Origin of the sequence: Embleya sp. NPDC005575 (assembly GCF_040605455.1) — a bacterium.
Taxonomy (GTDB): domain Bacteria; phylum Actinomycetota; class Actinomycetes; order Streptomycetales; family Streptomycetaceae; genus Embleya.
The window spans coordinates 1-20655 of record NZ_JBEXCV010000015.1 but is presented as its reverse complement, the minus strand read 5'-3'; the positions used below and the strand labels follow the sequence as shown (position 1 = coordinate 20655).

At 70.6% G+C, this 20655-nt stretch carries 7 protein-coding genes; all 7 read right to left on the bottom strand.

Going from position 1 to position 20655, the window contains the following annotated elements; translation table 11 throughout:
• Positions 1-136: 136 nt before the first annotated feature.
• The 7 genes from ABZS54_RS07570 to ABZS54_RS07540 all read right to left on the bottom strand — a co-directional run bounded on the left by ABZS54_RS07570 (position 137) and on the right by ABZS54_RS07540 (position 20048).
• Complete coding sequence (locus ABZS54_RS07570) at positions 137-3256, bottom strand: type I polyketide synthase (protein ID WP_355532101.1); 3120 nt, start codon at positions 3254-3256, stop codon at positions 137-139.
• A 2-nt stretch (positions 3257-3258) separates the two neighbouring features.
• Positions 3259-9831 carry a type I polyketide synthase gene (locus ABZS54_RS07565; RefSeq protein WP_355532099.1) on the bottom strand — a complete coding sequence of 2191 codons (6573 nt, stop codon included), beginning with the start codon at positions 9829-9831 and terminating at the stop codon, positions 3259-3261.
• A gap of 9 nt (positions 9832-9840) precedes the next feature.
• Entirely contained in the window at positions 9841-14637 is a 4797-nt protein-coding gene (locus ABZS54_RS07560; protein ID WP_355532097.1) for an SDR family NAD(P)-dependent oxidoreductase, read from the bottom strand.
• Positions 14638-14703: 66 nt separating this feature from the next.
• Positions 14704-17799, bottom strand: a complete 3096-nt coding sequence (locus ABZS54_RS07555; protein ID WP_355532095.1) for an acyltransferase domain-containing protein — start codon at positions 17797-17799, stop codon at positions 14704-14706.
• A gap of 52 nt (positions 17800-17851) precedes the next feature.
• The gene (locus ABZS54_RS07550; RefSeq protein WP_355532093.1) at positions 17852-18586 is read right to left on the bottom strand and encodes an alpha/beta fold hydrolase; all 735 of its coding nucleotides are present in this window, start codon (positions 18584-18586) and stop codon (positions 17852-17854) included.
• Positions 18583-19830 carry a cytochrome P450 gene (locus ABZS54_RS07545; protein WP_355532091.1) on the bottom strand — a complete coding sequence of 416 codons (1248 nt, stop codon included), beginning with the start codon at positions 19828-19830 and terminating at the stop codon, positions 18583-18585. Before ABZS54_RS07545 ends, ABZS54_RS07550 begins: the two co-directional genes overlap by 4 nt.
• Complete coding sequence (locus tag ABZS54_RS07540; RefSeq protein WP_355532089.1) at positions 19827-20048, bottom strand: acyl carrier protein; 222 nt, start codon at positions 20046-20048, stop codon at positions 19827-19829. The genes ABZS54_RS07545 and ABZS54_RS07540 overlap by 4 nt, the downstream gene beginning before the upstream one ends.
• Between the last annotated feature and the right edge of the window lie 607 nt (positions 20049-20655).

Here is a 20655-nt window from a genome sequence, read left to right as displayed (position 1 = left end):
ATCCCTCCACATTCACGGAAGTGGATCAGCCGGTCAAGACAACGGGTGCCGGGACGGGCCACCCGCTGTCGAATGTGCGGTGTCCCGCCGACGGGACGGTCCTACGGGGCGCAAAGGCGCCCGAACCACGGGGGGATCACTGCGGATCGCGGTCGGCCAACGAGGACATGACGTGCCCGGCGATCCGCCTCGGCGTCGGGTGCCGCAGCACCAGGTTCGCCCTCAGCTTGAGGCCGGTCGTCGCGGCCAGGCGTTTGCTCAGCTCCACCGACAGCAGCGAGTCGAATCCGATGTCCTTGAACTCCTGGTCGGGGTCGATGGTCTCCGCCGAGGGGTGTCCGAGCACGACGGCGACCTTCTTGAGGACGTGGTCCAGCACGAGTGCCTCCACGTCACCGTCGGGGACGGTGGAGAGCAGCTCCGACAGGGTGACGGGGGGATCATCGGCTGCGGGCGGCTCCGTCGAGGGCACCTCAACCGTCACCGCGGTGTGCGAGGAATTCAGCCAGTACCGCTGCCGCCGGAACGCGTACGTCGGCAGGTCCACCCGCCGGCGCACCCCGAACAGGGCGCTCCAGTCCACGGCCCCACCGCGAACGTGCAGCTGGGCCAGCGAGCCGACCACAGCCTCCACCTCTCCCCGATCCCGCCGTGACGACGACAGGACCACCGCGTCGTCCACGTCCTCGACCATCTCCTGCACCGGGACGGTCAGAACGGGGTGCGGGCTCATCTCGATGAACCCCCGGAAACCGTCGTCGATCAACCGGCGGACGGAGGATTCGAAGAGCACTTTCTCGCGCAGATTGTTGTACCAGTAGTCGCCGTTCAGCTTTGCGGTATCGATTGTTTCGCCGTACAGGGTCGAGTAGAAGGGCAGCGTCGACGATTTCGGGTGCACGTCGGACAGCGATCCGATCACCTGGTCGCGGACCTGGGTCACCTGGTGTGAATGGGAGGCGTAGTCGACCGATATTCTCCGGGCCTGAACGCCTTCGGCCGTCATCTTCTCGACGAATTCGTCGAGTGCGTCCGGCTCCCCGGAAACCACCACCGAGCGGGGGCCGTTGACAACGGCGACGCTCACCCGGTCGTTCCACGGCGTCAGGTGTGCCGCCACGACGTCCGCGGACTCCACGACCGACGCCATGCCGCCGTGACCGATCAATCCCACCAGAGCCCTGCTACGGAGCGCCACGATCTTGGCGGCGTCACGCAACGACAACGCACCGCATACGTGGGCCGCGGCTATCTCGCCTTGGCTGTGCCCCACCACCGCGGCCGGTTCCACGCCCCAGGACCGCCACAGGGCGGCCGTGGACACCATCACCGCGAACAACGCCGGCTGAACCACGTCCACTCGGTCCAGGGTCGGCGCCCCCGCCGCGCCGCGCACCACGTCGAGCAGCGACCAGTCGACCCACTCGGCCAATGCGGCCGCGCACTCGTCGAGGGTCTGCGCGAAGACCGGGAAGGTGTCGTACAGTTGCCGGCCCATTCCGACCCACTGCGACCCCTGCCCCGGAAACATGAAGACCACGCCGCCGAGGTTCCCGGCGGCGCCACGCACCACCCCGGCGGACTCCGCGCGTTCGCTCAACGACGCCAGCCCGTTCAGCAATTCGTCCCGATCGCGGCCCAGCACCACCGCACGATGCTCGAACCGCGACCGGCTCGACAACAACGACCAACCGACGTCGACGAGATCCGCATCCGGCTCGGCAGCGGTGAAATCGCGCAGCCTGCCCGCCTGCCGCTCCACGGCCGCCGCGCTCTTGCCCGACACCACCCACGGCACCAACCCGCCGACGACGCCCGGGTCCGGACCGCGCTCGTGCGTCGGCGCCTGCGGCGGTTCCTCTTCCAGGATCACGTGCGCGTTGGTGCCGCTGACTCCGAACGAGGACACCCCGGCCCGTCGCGGACCGTGCGCCCGGGTCCACTCACGCCCTTCCACCAGCAGTTCGACCGTGCCCGGGGACCAGTCCACGTGCCGTGAAGGCGTATCCACGTGCAGGGTCTTCGGCAGGAAGCCGTGGCGCATGGCCATCACCATCTTGATCACCCCGGCGACCCCGGCGGCGGCCTGGGCATGACCGATGTTCGACTTCATGGATCCCAGCCACAGCGGCCTGTCCCCGACCCGGTCCTGCCCGTAGGTCGCCAGCAGCGCACCCGCCTCGATGGGGTCCCCCAGCACGGTTCCGGTGCCGTGGGCTTCGACCGCGTCCACCTCGGCGGCCGCGACCCCCGCATTCGCCAGTGCCTGCCGGATCACCTTCTCTTGGGCGCGGCCGTTGGGAGCGGTCAACCCGTTGCTGGCCCCGTCCTGGTTCACCGCGCTGCCGCGAACGACCGCCAGCACCGGGTGGCCGTTGCGGCGGGCGTCGGACAACCGCTCCAGCAGCAGCACACCCACCCCCTCGGCCCAGCCGGTCCCATCGGCTCCGTCCGCGAAGGACTTGCACCGGCCATCGGCCGACAGACCGCGTTGCCGGGAGAACTCCACGAAGATCGCGGGCGTCGACATCACCGACGCCCCGCCCACCAGCGCGAGCGAGCACTCCCCCGAACGCAGGGACTGCGTCGCCAGGTGCAGGGCCACCAGCGAGGACGAACACGCCGTGTCCACGCTCACCGCCGCCCCGGTCAACCCCAGCTCGTAGGCCACCCGGCCGGACGCGACGCTCAGCGCGCTCCCGTGCATCAGGTAGCCCTCCAGCTCGTTCCTGCCCCCCTCCAGGAAGCGCGAGCCGTACTCGGAGGAGCTCACCCCGGTGAAGACACCGACGTCGCTCCCGCGCACATCGGCGGGAACGATGCCTGCCCGCTCGAAGACCTCCCACGACGTCTGCAACAACAGGCGCTGCTGCGGGTCGATCGCCAACGCTTCACGCGGACTGATGCCGAAGAAGTCCGCGTCGAAATCGGCGACGTCCGTCAGGAATCCTCCGTGCCGCACGTACGAGCTGCCGACCGTGTCGGGATCCGGGTCGTACACATCCCGCCACCCGCGGTCCGCCGGGAACTCGTCCACCGCGTCCCGGCCGCCGCGGACCATGTCCCACAGCTCCTCGGGCGAGGACGCACCTCCCGGGTAGCGGCACGCCATGGCCACCACCGCGATCGGCTCGACGCGGCCGGCCTTCAGCGCGTCGTTCTCCTGCCGGAGGCGATCGCGCTCCTCCAACAGCGCGCGGAGCGCCCGTTCGACCCGGTCCCCGCCGTCCGCTGTGCGATCCGCGGCGTTGTTCATGGTCACTTGTCCCTCTCATCCAGAGCCAGGTCGACGAGTGCTTCCAGGTCCAGGGCCGCCAGTTCGCCCGCGTCCGCGTTCGGCACCTGCTCCTCGACGTTCGACCGAGGCGGGTTGGCGCACGCCAGGACCAGCTCCAGGAGGCCCGCGCTCCGCAGCCTGTCGATCGGGACGTTCCGCAGCACTTCTCGGATCTCCGCGTCCTCGGCCGAGCTTGGCCGCGCTGCCGGACGCAGCAGGCCGGATATGTGTCGACCCAGCTCGCGCGGTGTCGGGTAGCTGAAGACCAGGGTGGACGGCAGCCGCAGTCCGGTCGAGGAGGCCAGCCGGTTGCACAGTTCGACCGAGGTCAGCGAGTCGAATCCGAGGTGGGTGAACGCCTGGTCGGCGTCGATGGCCGCGCCGGCCGGGTGTCCGAGCACGATGGCGACCTGGTCGCGGACCCAGTCCAGCACGGCCGCCTCCGCCTCGCCCTCCGCCAGGGTGACCAGCCTGGCGGGCAGGCCGAGGGGGTCGCCGTCCCCGATCGTGCTCGCCCTGTTCCGAAGCGGGCGACCGCCGTCGACGAGGCCGCGCAGGACGAGCGGCACCTCGTCGGCGGCCCTGCTCCGCAGCGCCGAGACGTCCACCCGAGCCGGGATGAGGACCGGCTTGTCGATCGCGCACGCCGCGTCGAACAGGGCCAGTGCCTGCGGTGTCGGCATCTCGGCGATGCCCATCCGCCGGATCCGGGAGAGGTCGACCTCGTCCAGGTCCTCGGTCATCCCGCTGCGTTGCTCCCACCAGCCCCAGCACAGCGAGGTACCGACCAGGCCGGACGCCCTGCGCTGCGCTGCCAGACCGTCCAGGAACCCGTTCGCCGCCGCGTAGTTCGCCTGTCCTGCGGTGCCGAGCGTGCCCGCGAGGGCGGAGAACAGAATGAACGCCGTCAGGGTGTGTTCCCCGGTCAGCTCGTGCAGGTTGACCGCACCGCCGGCTTTGGCGCGCAACACCCGATCGAGGCTCTCCGGGGTCAGCGACTCCAGGGTGCCGTCCGCCAGCACACCGGCCGCGTGCACGACCGCCGTCAGCGGGTACTCACGGGGCATGTCCGCGAGCATCCGCGCCACGGCGGCGCGGTCCGCGACATCGCATTGCACGACGCTGACGACCGCGCCCGCTCCCTCCAGGTCGGAAACGAGTTCGCGCGCCCCGTCGGCCGCCATTCCTCGACGGCCGGCCAGCACCAGGCTGCGCACACCGTGTTCGGTGACGAGGTGCCGCGCCACCAGCGAGCCCACTCCTCCGGTCCCGCCGGTGACCAGCACGGTCCCACCGCCGAAGCCGTCACCCATGTCGAAGACCAGCTTGCCGATGTGACGGCCCTGGCTCATCTCGCGAAATGTCTTACGCGCGTCGCGGATGTTGCGGACGGAGATCGGGTTCGGGCGCACCCGCCCGTCGGCGAACAGCTCCATGACGGCCCGGAACATCTCGTTGATCAGGTCCGGGCCCGCCTCGTAGAGGTCGAAGGCCTGGTAGTCGACCCCGGGATGGTCGGCCGCCACCTGTCGGGGATCGCGGATGTCCGTCTTCCCCATCTCGATGAAGCTCCCGCCCTTGGGGAGCAGCGTCAGCGAGGCGTCGACGTAGGTGTGTGCGAGGGAGTTCAGCACGACGTCGACACCGCGACCGCCGGAGGAGTCCAGGAAATTCTCCGCGAACTCCAGGTTCCGCGACGACGCCAGGTGCTCGTCGTCCAGTCCCAGACCGCGCAGGGTGGGCCACTTGGCCAAGCTCGCGGTGCCGTAGATCTCGGCACCGACGTGCTTCGCCAGTTGCACGGCGGCCATCCCCACACCACCTGCCGCGGCGTGGACGAGAATCCGTTGGCCCTTCTCGAGGTTCGTCACATGAAAGAGCGCGTAGTAGGCGGTGAGGTAGGCGCCCGGCACGGACGCCGCCTCGGCGTAGCTCCACCCGTCGGGGATGGGCATGAGCAGGCGGTGATCCGCCACGGCCACGCGGCCGAAGGCGCCGGAGAAGATGCCCATCACCCGGTCGCCCGGCGAAAGACTTGTCACATCGTCCGCCACCTCCAGCACGGTTCCGGCGCCCTCACTGCCGATCCCGGCATCGATGGCCGTTCTGTCCACCAGCCCCAGAGCGATCGTGACGTCTCGGAAGTTGAGTCCCGCGGCGTGCACGGAGATACGAACCTGCCCGCTCGTGAGGGGCTCTTCCACCTCGGGGCAGGGAACCCAGGTCAGGTTCTCCAGCGTCCCCTTGCTCGGGATGCCCAGCCGGTGTGCGCCGGCCGCCGGTGGCTCGATCCGGTTGTTCGCGGGTGAGGTCGGCGTCATGCGGGGGGCGAGGTAGGTGCCGCCACGCAGTGCCAGTTGCTCTTCACCGATGGCGAGCGCGTCGGGGAAGCTTGCCCAGGATGTTTCGTCGTCGTCGACGTCCACCAGCCGGAACCTGCCGGGGTGCTCGGTCTGGGCGGACCGGATCAGGCCCCACACCGACGCGCCGGGCAGGCTTTCGACGCTCTCCCCGCCACCGGTGTCGAGGGCCAGATGGGTGAGAATCACCAGCGTGGATCCGGCGAGCCGCTCCTCGGCGAGGAACCGCTGGACCCACTCCAGCACGCGCGCGTCCGCGCTGCCGACCGCGGCGAACAGGTCGGAGTCGGCGGCGACGAAGTCGTCCGGGCACAGGACGAGGTGCCGGGGCACCTCCCCCGAGACGACGTCGTCCATCGACTCGTGGAACACGACACTGTCGCCACCCACCGCGCCGAGTCGAGAGGCCGGGCCGTTCTTCGCGCCGAGAACGCCCCACCGCTCGCGGTAGGTTTCCCGCGTGCTCTGCCGGACCGGTCGCCATTCCAGTTCGTACAGCGATTGCTCGTGCCCGCCGCGCGCCGAGCGCAGTTGCTCGACACTCGCCGGTCGGAACGTCAACGCCTCGACGTGAGCGATCTCGCGGCCGTGCTCTTCGGTGATCGTCACCGACACGACGCCCTCGCCGGTCGGGGAGATCCGGACCTTCACGCTCGGGCCGCACTCCCCGACCTGCTCCACGCCGGACCACGAGAAGGGCATCCAGCCCTGGCCGTCCGTCACTTCGATGACACCGCCGGCCACCACCGCGTGCAGCACGGAGTCGATCAGCGCCGGATGCAGCGCGAACCCGCCGCCGGTGGAGCCCTCGGCGGTCACCGGCAACGTGGCCAGCGCGAAGAGGTCGTCACCGCGCCGCCAGACTTCGCGCAGCCCGCGGAAGGTCGGACCGTAGACGAAACCCGCGTCCGCGAAGGAGTCGTAGAGACCGTCGATGTCGAGCTGTCGCGCCCCGATCGGTGGCCACACGGCAAGTGATGGCGCGTCATCGGTCCTTGCGGCCGCAGGCGGTGCGCTCGGTGCCAGACTCCCCGTCGCGTGCCGGGTCCAGCCGCCCGTCGTCCGGCCGTCCGCGTCGGGACGCGAGTACACGTCCAGGGAACGGTGTCCCGTCTCGTCCGCCGCACCGACGACGACCCGCACCCGCACGCCGCCCGAGTCGGGAAGAATCAGGGGAACTTCCAAGGAGAGTTCCTCGATCGCGGCACACCCGACGAAGTCGCCCACCGACAGCGCCAGGTCCAGGTAGGCCGTCGCCGGTACGACCACCGCGCCGAACACGGCGTGATCGGCCAGCCAGTCGTGGGTCCGCAGGGACCACAGGTCGGTGAACACCACCTCGTCGGTGCCGGGGTGGTCCACCACGGCGCCCAGCAACGGGTGCTCCGGAGCCGAAAGTCCGGCAAAGGCCACGTCCGCCGACCCCATCCCGGCCAGGAAGTCCAGCCAGTACCGCTGCCGCTGGAACGCGTACGTCGGCAGATCCACCCGCCGACGCGCCCCGAACAGCGTGCCCCAGTCCACCGCCCCGCCCCGGACGTGCAGCTGGGCCAGCGAGCCGAGCAGCGCCTCCACCGCCCCGCGGCCTCGCCGCGACGACGACAGGACCACCGCGTCGTCCACACCCTCGCCGGCGAAGGCCTCCTTGGTGATGCTCGTGAGGGTCGCTCCCGGCCCCACTTCGAGGAAGACGTTCGCCCCGAACGCACGGGCGCATTCCACCGCGTCGAAGAAGCGAACGGGTGCGCGGACGTGGTCGACCCAGTGCGCGACGGAGGTCAACTCCTCGATCGTGGCCTCGCGGCCCGACCTGGTCGACACGACCGGGATCGACATGCGGCCCGCGGGGAGTTCGCCGATCGAGCCCGCGAACTCGTCCAGGATCGAGTCCATCAGCGGGGAGTGGAACGCGTGGTCGACGTCGAGCAGTTTCGCCGACGTGCCGCCGGCGACGAGCTTTTCCCGGAGTTCGTGTACCGCGTCGCGGCTGCCCGAGACCACGACCGATTCCGGGCCGTTGACGGCGGCGATACCGACGCGGTCGTACCGGCCGAGCAGAGCGCCCACTTCCTCCTCCGAGGCGCGTACCGCCAGCATGGCACCCCGCTCGCCGACCGTCTGCATCACCCGTCCGCGAGCGGCCACGAGCCTTGTCGCACTGTCCAGGTCCAGGGCTCCGGACACGTAGGCGGCCGCGATCTCGCCGACGGAGTGGCCGATCAGGTGGTCCGGCTGCCCGCAGATACTCACCATGAGCCGGTACCGGCCGACCTCCAGCGCGAACAACGCCGGCTGCGCGATGTCGGTCCGACCCGCCCTGCCCTTCGCGGGCGCGTCGGCGAGGAGCAGGGGCTTGAGGGCGTAGGGGAGGTGTGCATCGAAGTGTTCGCAGATCTCGTCGAGGGTGTGCGCGAAGACGGGGAAGGTGTCGTACAACTGCCTTGCCGTGCCCGCCCACTGCGTTCCCTGCCCGGGGAACATGAAGACGACTCCGCCCACTTCCCCGGCGACGCCCCGGACGACTGCGGCGGACTCCACACCGTTGCTCAACGAGGTCAGGCCGCCGACCAACTCGTCCCGGTCCCGCCCCAGCACCACCGCGCGATGCTCGAACCGCGACCTGCTCGACACCAGCGACCACCCGATGTCGACGACATCCGGGTCCGCATCGGCGGCGGCGAAATCGCGCAGCTTCTGCGCCTGCGCCCGCAGCGCCCCCGCCGACCGCGCCGACACGACCCACGGCACCAACCCGGCGGTACTGCCGGGCACTTGATCGGCGGCGTCGGGCACCGTCTCTTCCTCGGGGGCCTCCTCCAGGATCAGGTGCGCATTGGTGCCACTGGCTCCGAAGGCGGACACGCCGGCCCGCCGGGGCCGCCCCGGCGTGCTCGGCCACTCGCGGGCCTCGGTCAGCAGTTCCACCGCCCCGGCCGACCAGTCCACGTGTGTCGACGGGCGGTCCACGTGCAGTGTGCCGGGCAGTACCCCGTGCCGCATCGCCATGATCATCTTGATCATCCCGCCGACGCCCGCGGCCGCCTGCGTGTGGCCGAGGTTCGACTTCAACGACCCTAGCCACAGCGGCCGACCGGCGTCCCGGTCCTGCCCGTAGGTGGCCAGCACCGCCTGCGCCTCGATCGGATCGCCCAGCTTCGTGCCGGTCCCGTGCGCCTCCACCACGTCCACATCGCTCGCCTGCAACCGGGAGTTCACCAACGCCGCCCGGATCACCCGCTGTTGCGCCGGCCCGTTCGGCGCGGTCAATCCGTTGGACGCCCCGTCCTGGTTGATCGCCGAGCCCCGGATCACCGCCAGGATCCGACGCCCGTTGCGCCGCGCGTGCGACAACCGCTCCAGCACCAGCACGCCCGCGCCCTCGGAGAAGCCGGTGCCGTCCGCCGCGTCGGCGAACGCCTTGCACCGGCCGTCCACCGCCAGGCCCCGCTGCCGCGACATCTCCCTGAACACCTGCGTCGTCGCCATGACGGTGACGCCCCCGGCCAGGGCCAGCGCGCATTCGCCCTGTCGCAGCGACTGCACCGCCTGGTGCACCGCCACCAACGACGACGAGCACGCGGTGTCGGTCGACACCGCCGGGCCCTCCAGGCCCAGCGCGTACGCCACGCGACCGGACGCCACGCTCAGCAGGGAACCGGTCTGCGCGTAGCCCGAGATGATCTCGGGGGTGAAGAGGTGGTTCCCGTACCCGAAGTACGCCAGACCGGCGAAGACGCCGGTGTCGCTGCCGCGCAGGGTCTGCGGGTCGATACCGGCTCGTTCCAGGGACTCCCACGACGTCTCCAGGAGCAACCGCTGCTGCGGGTCGGCGGCCAGCGCCTCGCGCGGGTTGATGCCGAAGAACTCGGCGTCGAAATCACCCGCGTCGCGCAGGAACCCGCCGGAGCGCGTGTAACAGGTACCCGGCCGATCCGGATCCGGGTCGTACAGAGCCTCCAGGTCCCAGTTGCGGTCGTCCGGGAAGTCCGACACCGCGTCCCGGCCCGCCCGCACCAGGTCCCACAACGCCTCCGGGGTCGCCACCCCACCCGGGAAACGGCAGGCGACACCCACGACCGCGATGGGCTCGGCAGCGGCCTCCGTCAGCTCTTGCAGGCGCTGACGTGTCTCGATCAGCTCGATCGATGTGCGCTTGAGGTAGTCGAGAACATCGGCGTTGTTGTCGTTTGTCATCGCTCTCCCCTAGCCGAGCTCTTTGTCCAGCAGCGAGAGAAGCTCGCCCGCTGATGCCGAACTGATCCGGTCGACGATGCCGACCGGTGATCCATCGCTCACCATCGAACGGACTCGGCCCTGCAGCTCGCCGAGCAGAGTGGAAATGGTGGTCTTGTCCTTTGCCCCGAGCTCACGGAACGCGTCCTCCAGCCGGGCGCCCAGTCCTTCGATCTCCTCGGTCAGCCGCTCGGCCAAAGATTCCGGGTCGGTACCGGAGTCGGGGTTGATACCCGCGTTCAGGAACTGCGCGAGGGCGCTCGGGTTCGGGTAGTCGAACGCGAGCGTGGCGGGCAGCTTCATGCCGGTCACCGCGGCCAGCTTGTTCCGCAGTTCCAGCGCGGTGAGCGAATCGATCCCCAGGTCCCGGAAGGCCGCAGCGGGACCGACCCTCCCGGGGTCGGCGTGACCGAGGACGATCGCGGTCTCCGCCCGAACGGCATCGAGCAGCACCACCTCCGCGTCGGCCCGTGGCAGCGACCTCACCTGCTGCGCGATCGCCGCGTCGGTGACCTCCCGATCCCCCGGGTCGCCGGGTTCGGCAGGGGCCCCGAGCAGAGTGCGCAGGAGCGGCGAACCCGCTTGGCCCGCACTCGGCGCGCCCGGTGCCGCGAGATGCAGCCGCGCGGGCACCAGCACCGGTTCGTCCCGCGAGATCGCCGCGTCGAAGAGTGCGAGCCCCTCGTGCGACGACATCGGCTGCACGCCCTGCCGTTCCAGGCGCACGATGTCCGCCGCACCGAGGTCGGCGCCCATCTCGGTGCGTTCCGCCCAGTAACCCCAGCACAACGAGCTTGCCGGCAGCCCCGCGGCCGAACGGGCTTCCGCGAGCCCGTTGAGAAACGCGTTGGCCGCCGCGTAGTTGGCCTGGCCCGCCGTCCCGAGCACGCTCGCGATCGAGGAGAACAGCACGAACGCGGACAGATCCAGGTGCCTGGTCGACTCGTGCAGGTGCCAGGCGCCGTACACCTTCGGCGCCAGCACCGAGTCCACGCGGTCCTCGGTCAACGCCTCGACGACCCCGTCGTCCAGCACGGCCGCGCAGTGGATCACCGCCGTCAGCGGGTGCTCGTCCGGCACCGCGGCGATCAGCTCGGCGACGGACTCACGGCTGGTGACATCGCAGGCCACGACCTCGACCTGCGCCCCCGCCGCGGTCAACTCCTGCCGCAGTTCCGCCGCGGCCGGAGCCGCCGGCCCTCGCCTGCCGGCCAGCACCAACCGACGCACCCCGTGCCGCTCCACGACGTGCCGGGCCAGCATCGCCCCCAGGCCGCTGGTACCGCCCGTGATCAGCACCGTCCCTGACCCGAGACCGGGACCGTCCGGCGCCCCGCCGATGGGCCCGCGACCGGCGGATGTACCGCGGACGGGGGCCAGTTGTGGGGTGGTCACGATGCCGGCTCGGATCTTGAGCTGGGGTTCTCCGGTCGCGGCCGCCGCCGGGATGCCCGCCCACGAGGCGGGCTGGTCGTCCGTGTCCACGAGCGTGAACCGACCCGGGTTCTCGGTCTGCGCGGTGCGCACGAATCCCCAGATCGCCGCCGCCGCGGGGTCGGTGTGCGGAACCCGGTCGTCGTGGATCGCCGCCCGCGTCACGATGACCAGGCGTGACTGGGAGAACCGGTCGTCCGAGAGCCAGTCCTGCGTCCACCGCAGCACCCGGTGGAGGTCACGCTCGACTACGGCGGGTGTATAGCCGTCGTCCGCGCCCGTCCCATCGATGCCGACGATGACGACAGGGGGTATCGCCCCACCGGAAGCGGCGAGTTCGTCGAGGTCGGCGAAGATCGCTTCGCCTCGGCCCGGGGACGCGCCGACCGCGACGGGCGTTGCCGGCACCCCGTACCGGCCTGCGGCTTCCCCGGACGGGGCCGGGAGGGGGGCCCAGTCCACCCGGAACAGCGAGTCCCGATGGTCGAAGCTCGGCTCGGTCGGTTTCCCGATGGTCTCGTCGGGTGTGTTCAGCCAGTAGCGCTGCCGTTGGAAGGCGTACGTGGGCAACTCGACCCACCGACCGTCCCGGCCCGGGAACGCCGTCTCCCAGGACACCGCGACGCCCGCCACGAAGGCCTCGGCCGCGGACCGGTACAACCGCGCCGGCCCGCCGTCGCCGCGGCGCAGCGAACCCACCACCACCCCGGCGGAATCGGGGGTGGCGTCGAGCATCTCCCGGATGTTCACCGTGAGCAGCGGGTGCGGGCTGACCTCGATGAACGCACCGTGCCCCTGTTCGAGGAGGCGATTCATGCCGGCTTCGAACCGGACCGGTTCCCGCAGGTTGCGGAACCAGTAGGCCGCGTCCAGCTCCATGGTGTCGATCAGCCCACCGGTGACCGTCGAGTAGAACGCCACCGGCGAGGACACGGGTGTGATCCGGCCCAGTTCGTCGCGGAGCCGGTCCTCGAACCGGTCCATCAGCGGCGAGTGCCCGGGAACGCTCGCCGGGATCCAGCGCGCGCGAACGCGCTGGGCCTCGCAGTGCGCGATCAGCTCCCGGACCGCCGGTGCCTCACCAGAGACGGTCGTCGAGTACGGTCCGTTGACCGCGGCGATCGCGACCCGGGACTCCCACGGCCCCAGCAGCTCCCGCACCCGGTCTTCGGGTGCCACGATCCCGGCCATGCCGCCGTCCTGGGTGGACGTGGCCAGCAGTCGGGACCGCAGGGCCACGATCTTGGCCGCGTCCGCCAATGTCAGGGCGCCCGCGGCGCAGGCCGCGGCGATCTCACCCTGGGAGTGACCGATCACCGCATCCGGTGTCACCCCCAGCGAACGCCACACCCGCGACAGCGACAACATCATCGCGAACAGCACCGGCTGCACGACGTCGATGCGATCCAGGTCCGCCGCCTCCGGCCCCCCGCACACGGTGTCGATCAACGACCAGGACAACCACGGCTCCAGCGCTTTTGCGCACGCGCGCATCTGCTCGGCGAAGACCGGGCTCGACTCCCACAACTCCCGGCCCATCCCCACCCATTGCCATCCCTGGCCCGGGAACACGAACACCGTCTTGCCGACCGGCTTCGCGACGCCGGAAACCACACCGGCGGGAGTCCTGGTCCCCTCGGCCACGGCGGCCAGGCCGGCGAGCAGCTCGTCCCGGTCCGCACCGATCACCACCCGGCGGTGCTCGAACAGCGATCGCGTCGCCACCAGCGAGGACCCCACCTCCGCGACCGGCAGGTCCGGGGCCGCGGCCACGCGGTCCCGCAGCCGCAGCGTCTGTTCCCGCAGCGCCTGCGCCGACCGGGCCGACAGCACCCACGGCACCGCTGCGGGAACGCCGGTGGGCACCGGGCCGGTGGCGGAGTCCACGACCGCACGAACCGGGGCCTCCCCCGTCTCGGGTGCCTCGGGTGCCTCGGGTGCCTCGGGTGCCTCCTCGAGGATGAGGTGCGCGTTCGTGCCGCTGACGCCGAAGGACGACACGCCCGCGCGTCGGGGCCGTCCCGGTGCGCCGGGCCACTCCCGGGTCTCGGTCAGCAGTTCCACCGCTCCGGCCGACCAGTCGACGTGCGGGGTCGGGCGGTCCACGTGCAAGGTCTTGGGCAGTACCCCGTGCCGCATCGCCATGATCATCTTGATCATCCCGCCGACGCCCGCGGCCGCCTGCGTGTGGCCGATGTTCGACTTCAACGAACCCAGCCACAGCGGGCCGGCCGGATCCCGGTCCTGCCCGTACGTGGCCAGCAGCGCCTCCGCCTCGATGGGGTCACCCAGCTTCGTACCGGTCCCGTGCGCCTCCACCGCGTCCACCTCGCCGAGCGACAACCCGGCATCGGCCAGGGCCGCTCGGATGACCCGCTGTTGCGCCAGTCCGTTCGGCGCGGTCAGCCCGTTGGACGCCCCGTCCTGGTTGATCGCCGAGCCCCGGATCACCGCCAGGATCCGACGCCCGTTGCGCCGCGCGTGCGACAACCGCTCCAGCACCAGCACGCCCGCGCCCTCGCCCCAGCCGGTTCCGTCGGCCGCCTCCGCGAACGACTTGCACCGCCCGTCGGCCGACAGACCCCGCTGCCGGGCGACCTCCACGAACAGCCCCGGTGTCGGCAGCACCGACACCCCACCGGCCAACGCGAGCGTGCACTCCCCGGAACGCAGGGATCGCGCCGCGTGGTGGACGGCGACCAGCGACGACGAGCACGCGGTGTCCACCGACACCGCGGGACCTTCCAGACCCAGCACATACGCCACCCGGCCCGAGGCCACGCTGGTGTACGTCCCCGCGATCGCGAATCCCTCCACCTCGTCGGCTGCCCCGCCGCCCATCCGCGGGCCGTAGTCGACCGCGTAGATCCCGGTGAACACCCCGGTCGCCGAGCCCCGCAGCCCGGCCGGGTCGATACCCGCCCGCTCCAGCGCTTCCCACGACGTCTCCAGCATCAACCGCTGCTGGGGGTCCATCGCCAGCGCCTCTCGCGGGCTGATGCCGAAGAACGGCGCGTCGAACTCCGCGAGATCGGGCAGGAATCCACCCGAGCGCGTGTACGTCTTCCCGCGCGCCTCGGGGTCCGGGTCGTACAGCGCCGCCAGATCCCACCCACGATCCGACGGGAAGTCGCCCATCGCGTCCACACCGCCGGACACCACGTCCCACAGGCCTTCGGGGGAGGTGACCCCGCCCGGGAAGCGACACCCCACACCCACGACCGCGATGGGCTCGCGCGCGGACTCCTCCAGCTCGCGCACCCGCTCGCGCAGGGCCTGCGCGTCGCCGACGGCGCGTCGCAGGTAGGACCGGAGCTTGTCGACGTCCTCCACCAGGGCCTCCCCCAACAGTTGCTTAGACGAACAGGTGGTGCTATCGGGTGGTGCTACCGGGTGGTGCTACACGTATCCGCGGTCGATCAGTTCGTAGAGTTCGTCATCACTGCGGCTTTGCGAACCCGTTTCCTCGACCGTTTCGGGGGCAGCGGGCATCTCCGGCGCGAGGAGGGAGAAGATGTGCCGACCGAGCGTTCGCGGAGTGGGGTGGGTGAACGCGACGGTGGCCGAAAGCCGCACGCCGGTGGCCGCGGTGAGCCGGTTGCGCAGCCGCACGGCCATCGACGAGTCGAAACCCAGATCCTTGAAGGTTTCGGTCGACCTTGCCGCGAGATCGACGCCCGTCGAATCCGCGTCCTTCACACTCAGCACCGTTGCCGTTTCGGCGCACACGAGATCGAGCACCGCCCGTTGCGAACCCAGGTCCGCCGCCCTGGTGTTCGTGCCTGATCCGCTCGCACGCGCGAGGGCACCCGGGGGCGTGGTGCCGGTGTCGTCGGGCGCTGTCAGCCAGTACCGCTGCCGCTGGAACGCGTAGGTCGGCAGGTCGATCCGGCGGGGCCGGTGGGCGGCGAACACCGCCTCCCAGTTCACCGGCACACCCCGCACATGCAGTTCGGCCAGCGACGCCAGGACCTTGCCGGCACTCCCGTCGTCCTTGTGCAAGGTGCCCACCACCACCGGTGAGGCCGCCAGCGCGTCGGCGGTCTCCTCCATCGCCACGGCGAGCACCGGATGCGGACCGACTTCCACGAACACACCACCGCGGTCTCGCATCAGGTGCTCGACAACCTCGCCGAAACGCACCGTCGAGCTCAGGTTGTCGTACCAGTACGAGCCGTCGAGCACATCCGTGTCGAGCAGTCCCCCGGTGACCGTGGAGTGGAAGTCCACCTCCGATTTCCTCGGCGAAAGACCCGAAGTCGCCGCGAGCAGACGATCACGGATGCGTTCGACGTGGTGGGAGTGCGACGCGTAGTCCACCTTGACCCGTCGCACCCGGACCCCGTCATCGGCTGCCATCGCGGCGAACCGGTCCAGCGCCTCGTCGTCCCCGGAGATCACCACCGACGCCGGCCCGTTGACCGCTGCCGTGGCGAGCCGCCCGGACCACTGCCGCAACCGGTCCCGAACCCATTCGGGAGACGCGGACACCGCACTCATCCCGCCCGAGCCGGCCAGATCGGTCAATGCCCGGCTGCGCACCGCAACGACCCGCGCCGCGTCCCGGAGCGAGAGCGCGCCCGACACGCACGCCGCGGCGATCTCGCCCTGCGAGTGCCCCACCACGGCATCGGGGACCACGCCCAGCGACCGCCACACCCGGGCCAACGACACCATCACGGCGAACAACACCGGCTGGACCACATCCACCCGGTCCAGCGACGCGGCCGACTTCGCACCGGTCACCACGTCCACCGGTGACCAGTCCACCCACGGCTCCAGAGCCCGCGCGCACTCGTCGATCCCGCGCGCGAAGACCTCCGACTCCGCGTACAGCTGTCTGCCCATGCCCACCCACTGCGACCCCTGGCCGGGGAACACGAAGACGACCGGACCCAGCGGCCCTGCGGCCACCCCGCGAATCGCCCGCGCCGAATCCCCGCCCGCCGCCACCTGGTCCAGGTCGGCCGCCGACTCCGCACGGCCACCGCTCAGCACCACTGCCCGGTGCTCGAACAACGACCGCGTCGACACCAGGGAATACCCCACATCGGCCGCCGACACCGACGCGTCCGCGGCCACGAAATCCCGCAACCGCGCCGCCTGTTCCCGCAACGCCTGCTCCGAGCGCGCCGACAACACCCACGGCGGCACCCCAAAAACGCCGGTGGCGGGGCCCTCACCCGCGACACGGGATCCGGTCTGCGCCTCCGGCGCCTGCTCAAGGATCACGTGCGCGTTCGTGCCGCCCATCCCGAACGCCGACACCCCGGCCCGGCGCGGCCGATCCGGCGTGCTCGGCCAGGGCCGCGCGGCTGCGAGGACTTCGAAGTCCTCGAGGAAGTCGGGGATGGCGGGGTTCGGTGACCGGAAGTTCAGACTCGCGACCAGCCGGGCGCGGTCCACGCACAGCGCCGCCTTCACGAAGCCGACGATTCCCGCAGCCGGCTCCAGGTGCCCGACATTCGTCTTCACCGAGCCGATCACCAGGGGGCGGCTCCGGCCGGTTTCCCGGAACACCTCGCGCAGGCCGGATATCTCAGCCGGATCGCCGAGTCGGGTACCGGTGCCGTGGGCCTCGACGTAGTCGACACCGTCGAACGAAACAGCCGCGCGTTCGAGAGCGGACAGCACGGTTGCCGCCTGCGCGCCGGGGCTGGGATCCGGCATCCGGGTGGACGCGCCGGCACTGCCGACGGCCCAGCCGCGCACCACCGCGTAGATGTGATCGCCATCGGCGACGGCGTGATCGAGCCGCTTCAGCAGGACGAACGCCCCACCCTCTCCCCGGACGAAACCGCCGGCCCGTTCGTCGAAGGTGTAGCAGCGGCCGTCGGGCGACAGGGCGCCCAGATTCGCCAGGCCCAGCCCCGTTTCCGGATCGGCGATCAGGTGCACGCCACCGACGATCGACATGTCGACCGCCCCGCTCCGGATGCGTTCGCAGGCCAGCGCCAACGACACGAGTGAGGATGACTGGCCCGAGTCCGCGCAAAAGCTCATGCCGCGGACGTCGAATAGGCTCGAGATCCGATTCGCGATCAACGCACCGCTCGAACCGAGCGCGGCGTAGTGGTCGTCCCGGTCGCTGCCGGACTGCTTGCGCAGCAGCTCGTACCCGGAGGGCGCGGCGCCGACCAGGACATCGATCTCGCGGCCCGCGAGCGCGGTCGCCGGCACACGGGCGTCTTCGACGACCTCCCAGGCGAGCTCCAACCCCAGGCGCTGGACGGGGTCCATGGCGGCTGCCTCCGCCGAACCCGTATCGAAGAACTCCGCGTCGAACCCGTCGATGGAGTCGAGGAACGAACCCGAGTTCACGGTGGCGGCGTCCGGGTGGGACGGGTGCTTCGAGTCGACCGCCCGCTGCTTCGGAAACGTTCCGACGGTCGACTTCCCGTCGAGTAGCAAGCGCCAGAACTCACCCGGGTTGCGCACGCCGGGGAAACGGCACGACATCCCGATGACGGCAATATCGGTGGCTGTGCCACTCATACGATTCCCTTCCGGTTCCCTCGGCGTACGGCTCTCACGGGCGGCATTTCCTTCACCGCCAAGAGGTCAACAACTTCCGCAGCTCGTCCGGGGCGTGCATGAAGTCGTAGTGCCCGCCGTCGACAACCCGGATGTCGACCGAATCCGAGTACTGCCGCCACCCGTCGAGCCGGTCGAGGCTCACCTCGGGGTCGTCCCGCCAGTGCAGCACGACGATGGGGCATCGCACCTCGACCGGCTCCGTCCGCCGGTAATCGCGCGCGGCGGCGTGATCACGGAGCAGCACGGCCAGGCCCATGTCGACCATGTCCGGCCGCGGCTCGATCCCCCGGCCGCGGATGAACGACTCCACCTCGGCCCGTAGTTCGGATTCGGTCATGGTGAGCATCCGGTCGCCCGAGGCGTCGTGCGGTGCGGGCTGGCCCGATACGAAGAAGCAGTCCGGCCCGGGCAGACCCCGTTCGGCGAGCCGGACCACGGTCTCGAACGCGGGCAGCGCGCCCGCACAGTGCCCGAAGAACGCGAACGGCCGGTCGAGCAGCGGCGCCAGTGGGTCGATCAGGCCGGCGGCCAGGTTCTCGTAGGTGCCGTAGTGGGGTTCGGCCAACCGGTTCTCGCGGCCGGGGAACTGCACCGGGCAGACCTCGACGTCGTCGATCGCGGCCGGCCAGGCGCTGAAGGCCGACGCTCCGGACCCGGAGTAGGGAAAGCAGAAGATCCGGGCGGGGTGGTCGGTGGGCCGGCGGACGAACCATGGCGGCGTGGCGGTGCTGGAGCCGGAGGTCATGGCGTCTTTCGTTTCTGGGCGACGATCGGGAGGTGGGTCATCCCGGCGATGAAGTACGACCGCAAGTGCTGTGGCTCGCCGTCGAGTTCGATCGACCCGAACCGCAGGAGCAGTTCCTCGAAGAAGATCCGCAGGGTCATCCGGGCCAGCGGCGCCCCGATGCAGTAGTGCGGCCCGAACCCGAACGCGACCTGGCGGCTCGCGTTCCGCGTCACGTCGAACTCGTGCGGATCGGCGAACTGGGACTCGTCGCGGTTGGCCGACCCGATCCACGCGACGACCGCGCCGCGGGCCGGGATCGTGCCCCCGCCGATCCGGGTGTCGCTCACCGCGTACCGCATGAAGTTACAGGCGGCCGAAGTCCAGCGCAGTCCTTCGTCGACCAGGTTCGGGACCAGCGACGGGTCGGCCTGCACCTTCTCGAATTGCTCGGGCCGCTCGACGAGCGCGAGCACCGTGCCCGAGACGGTGTGCGGCGTCGTCACGTTGGCGCCCAGCAGGATGCTGTAGCCGTCGAGCGCGATCTCCTCGTCGGTCAGCGGCGCGTCTCCCGCGCGCACGCTCATGAGGTGGTCGAGCAGGCTCCCGTCCTCGCCTCCGGTCGCCCGCCGCCGTTTGACCCAGTCCGTGACGTAGGTGACGAGTTCGTGGTGGGAGATGGCCAGCGTCGCGGCTTCGCTGCCGTGTTGGAAGTGCGGGTCCGAGGGGGCCGTCACCATCGCGGTCAACTGCACGAGTTCGTCCCAGTCCCGCTCCGGGATCCCCAACAGCGGGCCGGTGACGATCGCCGGGAGGCGCAGGGCCTGCTCGGCCAGGTCGAAGGTGTCGCCGTCCAGGGCCGGTTCGAGAAAGCGCACGATCGACTGCCGGATCCGGTCCCGCCAGGACGCCACCGCCCGCGCGGTGAGCTTGGCGCCGATCGCCCTGCGCACCTGGGTGTGCCGCGGCGGGTCGGTGGACGTCAGCAGTTTGCCCGCCGCGACGTCGTCCACCCCGAGGTGGGTGACCACGGTGCCGCGCTCCGAGGTGAATTCCCGGTGGTCGCCGAGCACGCGGCAGACGTCGTCGTAGCGGGTCACCGACCAGAACTCCCGGCCGTCGGGGAGGATCTGGTGGTGCAGGGGCGCCTTCGCCCGCATCACGTCCCAGATTCCGTGCGGATCCCCCGAGGTGTAGAGGTCCAGGTCGAACAGGTCGACGCGGTCGAGGTCGATGTCGCGCGCGGCACCCGGCGTCAACCTCACGTCCGTGCCCTCCCCTGCTCGATCAACTCGGCGACCCGGGCCGGGGTCTGCGCCAGGTAGAAGTCGCGCACGGACAGTTCGACGCCGTAGTCCCGGGAAACTCGGTCGATGATCTTGATCCCGATCAGCGAATTGCCGCCGATCGCGAAGAAGTCGTCATCCGGCCCGACTTCGCGACCGTCGAGGTATTCCCCCCACAGCCCCGATACTTCCTTCACGAGCGACACCGACGCACTCGAAGGCGCGGCGTGTGGTCCCGACGCCTGCTCCTGTCCACCTCTCGGGTGGACCCGCGACCACGATTCCATTGACAGCCTTTCCTTTCTCCGCCGACCGGGAATGCGCGCCCACGCCACCGCCGGTCCTTTCCCGGACCGTCGTCGCCGGCACGGCCGCCGGCGTCCTTTCTTCGCTGCCCGCCGGTGCGCACATGCGACGGAGCCGAATCTCGGCGGCGGATTGCGGTAGGCGGCCGGGTCCTTCGGGAAGGACGTCTGCGTGGTCGTGACGGCAGCATATTGTGGTGTCGATCGAAATCGGCTGCCGCTCGAAGAACGCTGCACCGAGCGGCCGTTCCACAGGTATTCGCGAGTCAGGTATTCGTCGACAAGCCGTGGTCGGCTTGCGATGTCCGCGATCTTGTCCCGGCATTGATCACGTACTCGATACGCGCACCCGGGGGTCGTCGCGACGCCAAGGTAAATGGCCGGGGAAACCCCGTGCAAGGGACGACCGTGCGGACACCCTGCCGGGCCGGTTGTCCCGCCGACAGGACATAGGGATCCGACAGCCGGGGCTCCGCGGCGGCGCCGCCGCCCCCCTGCC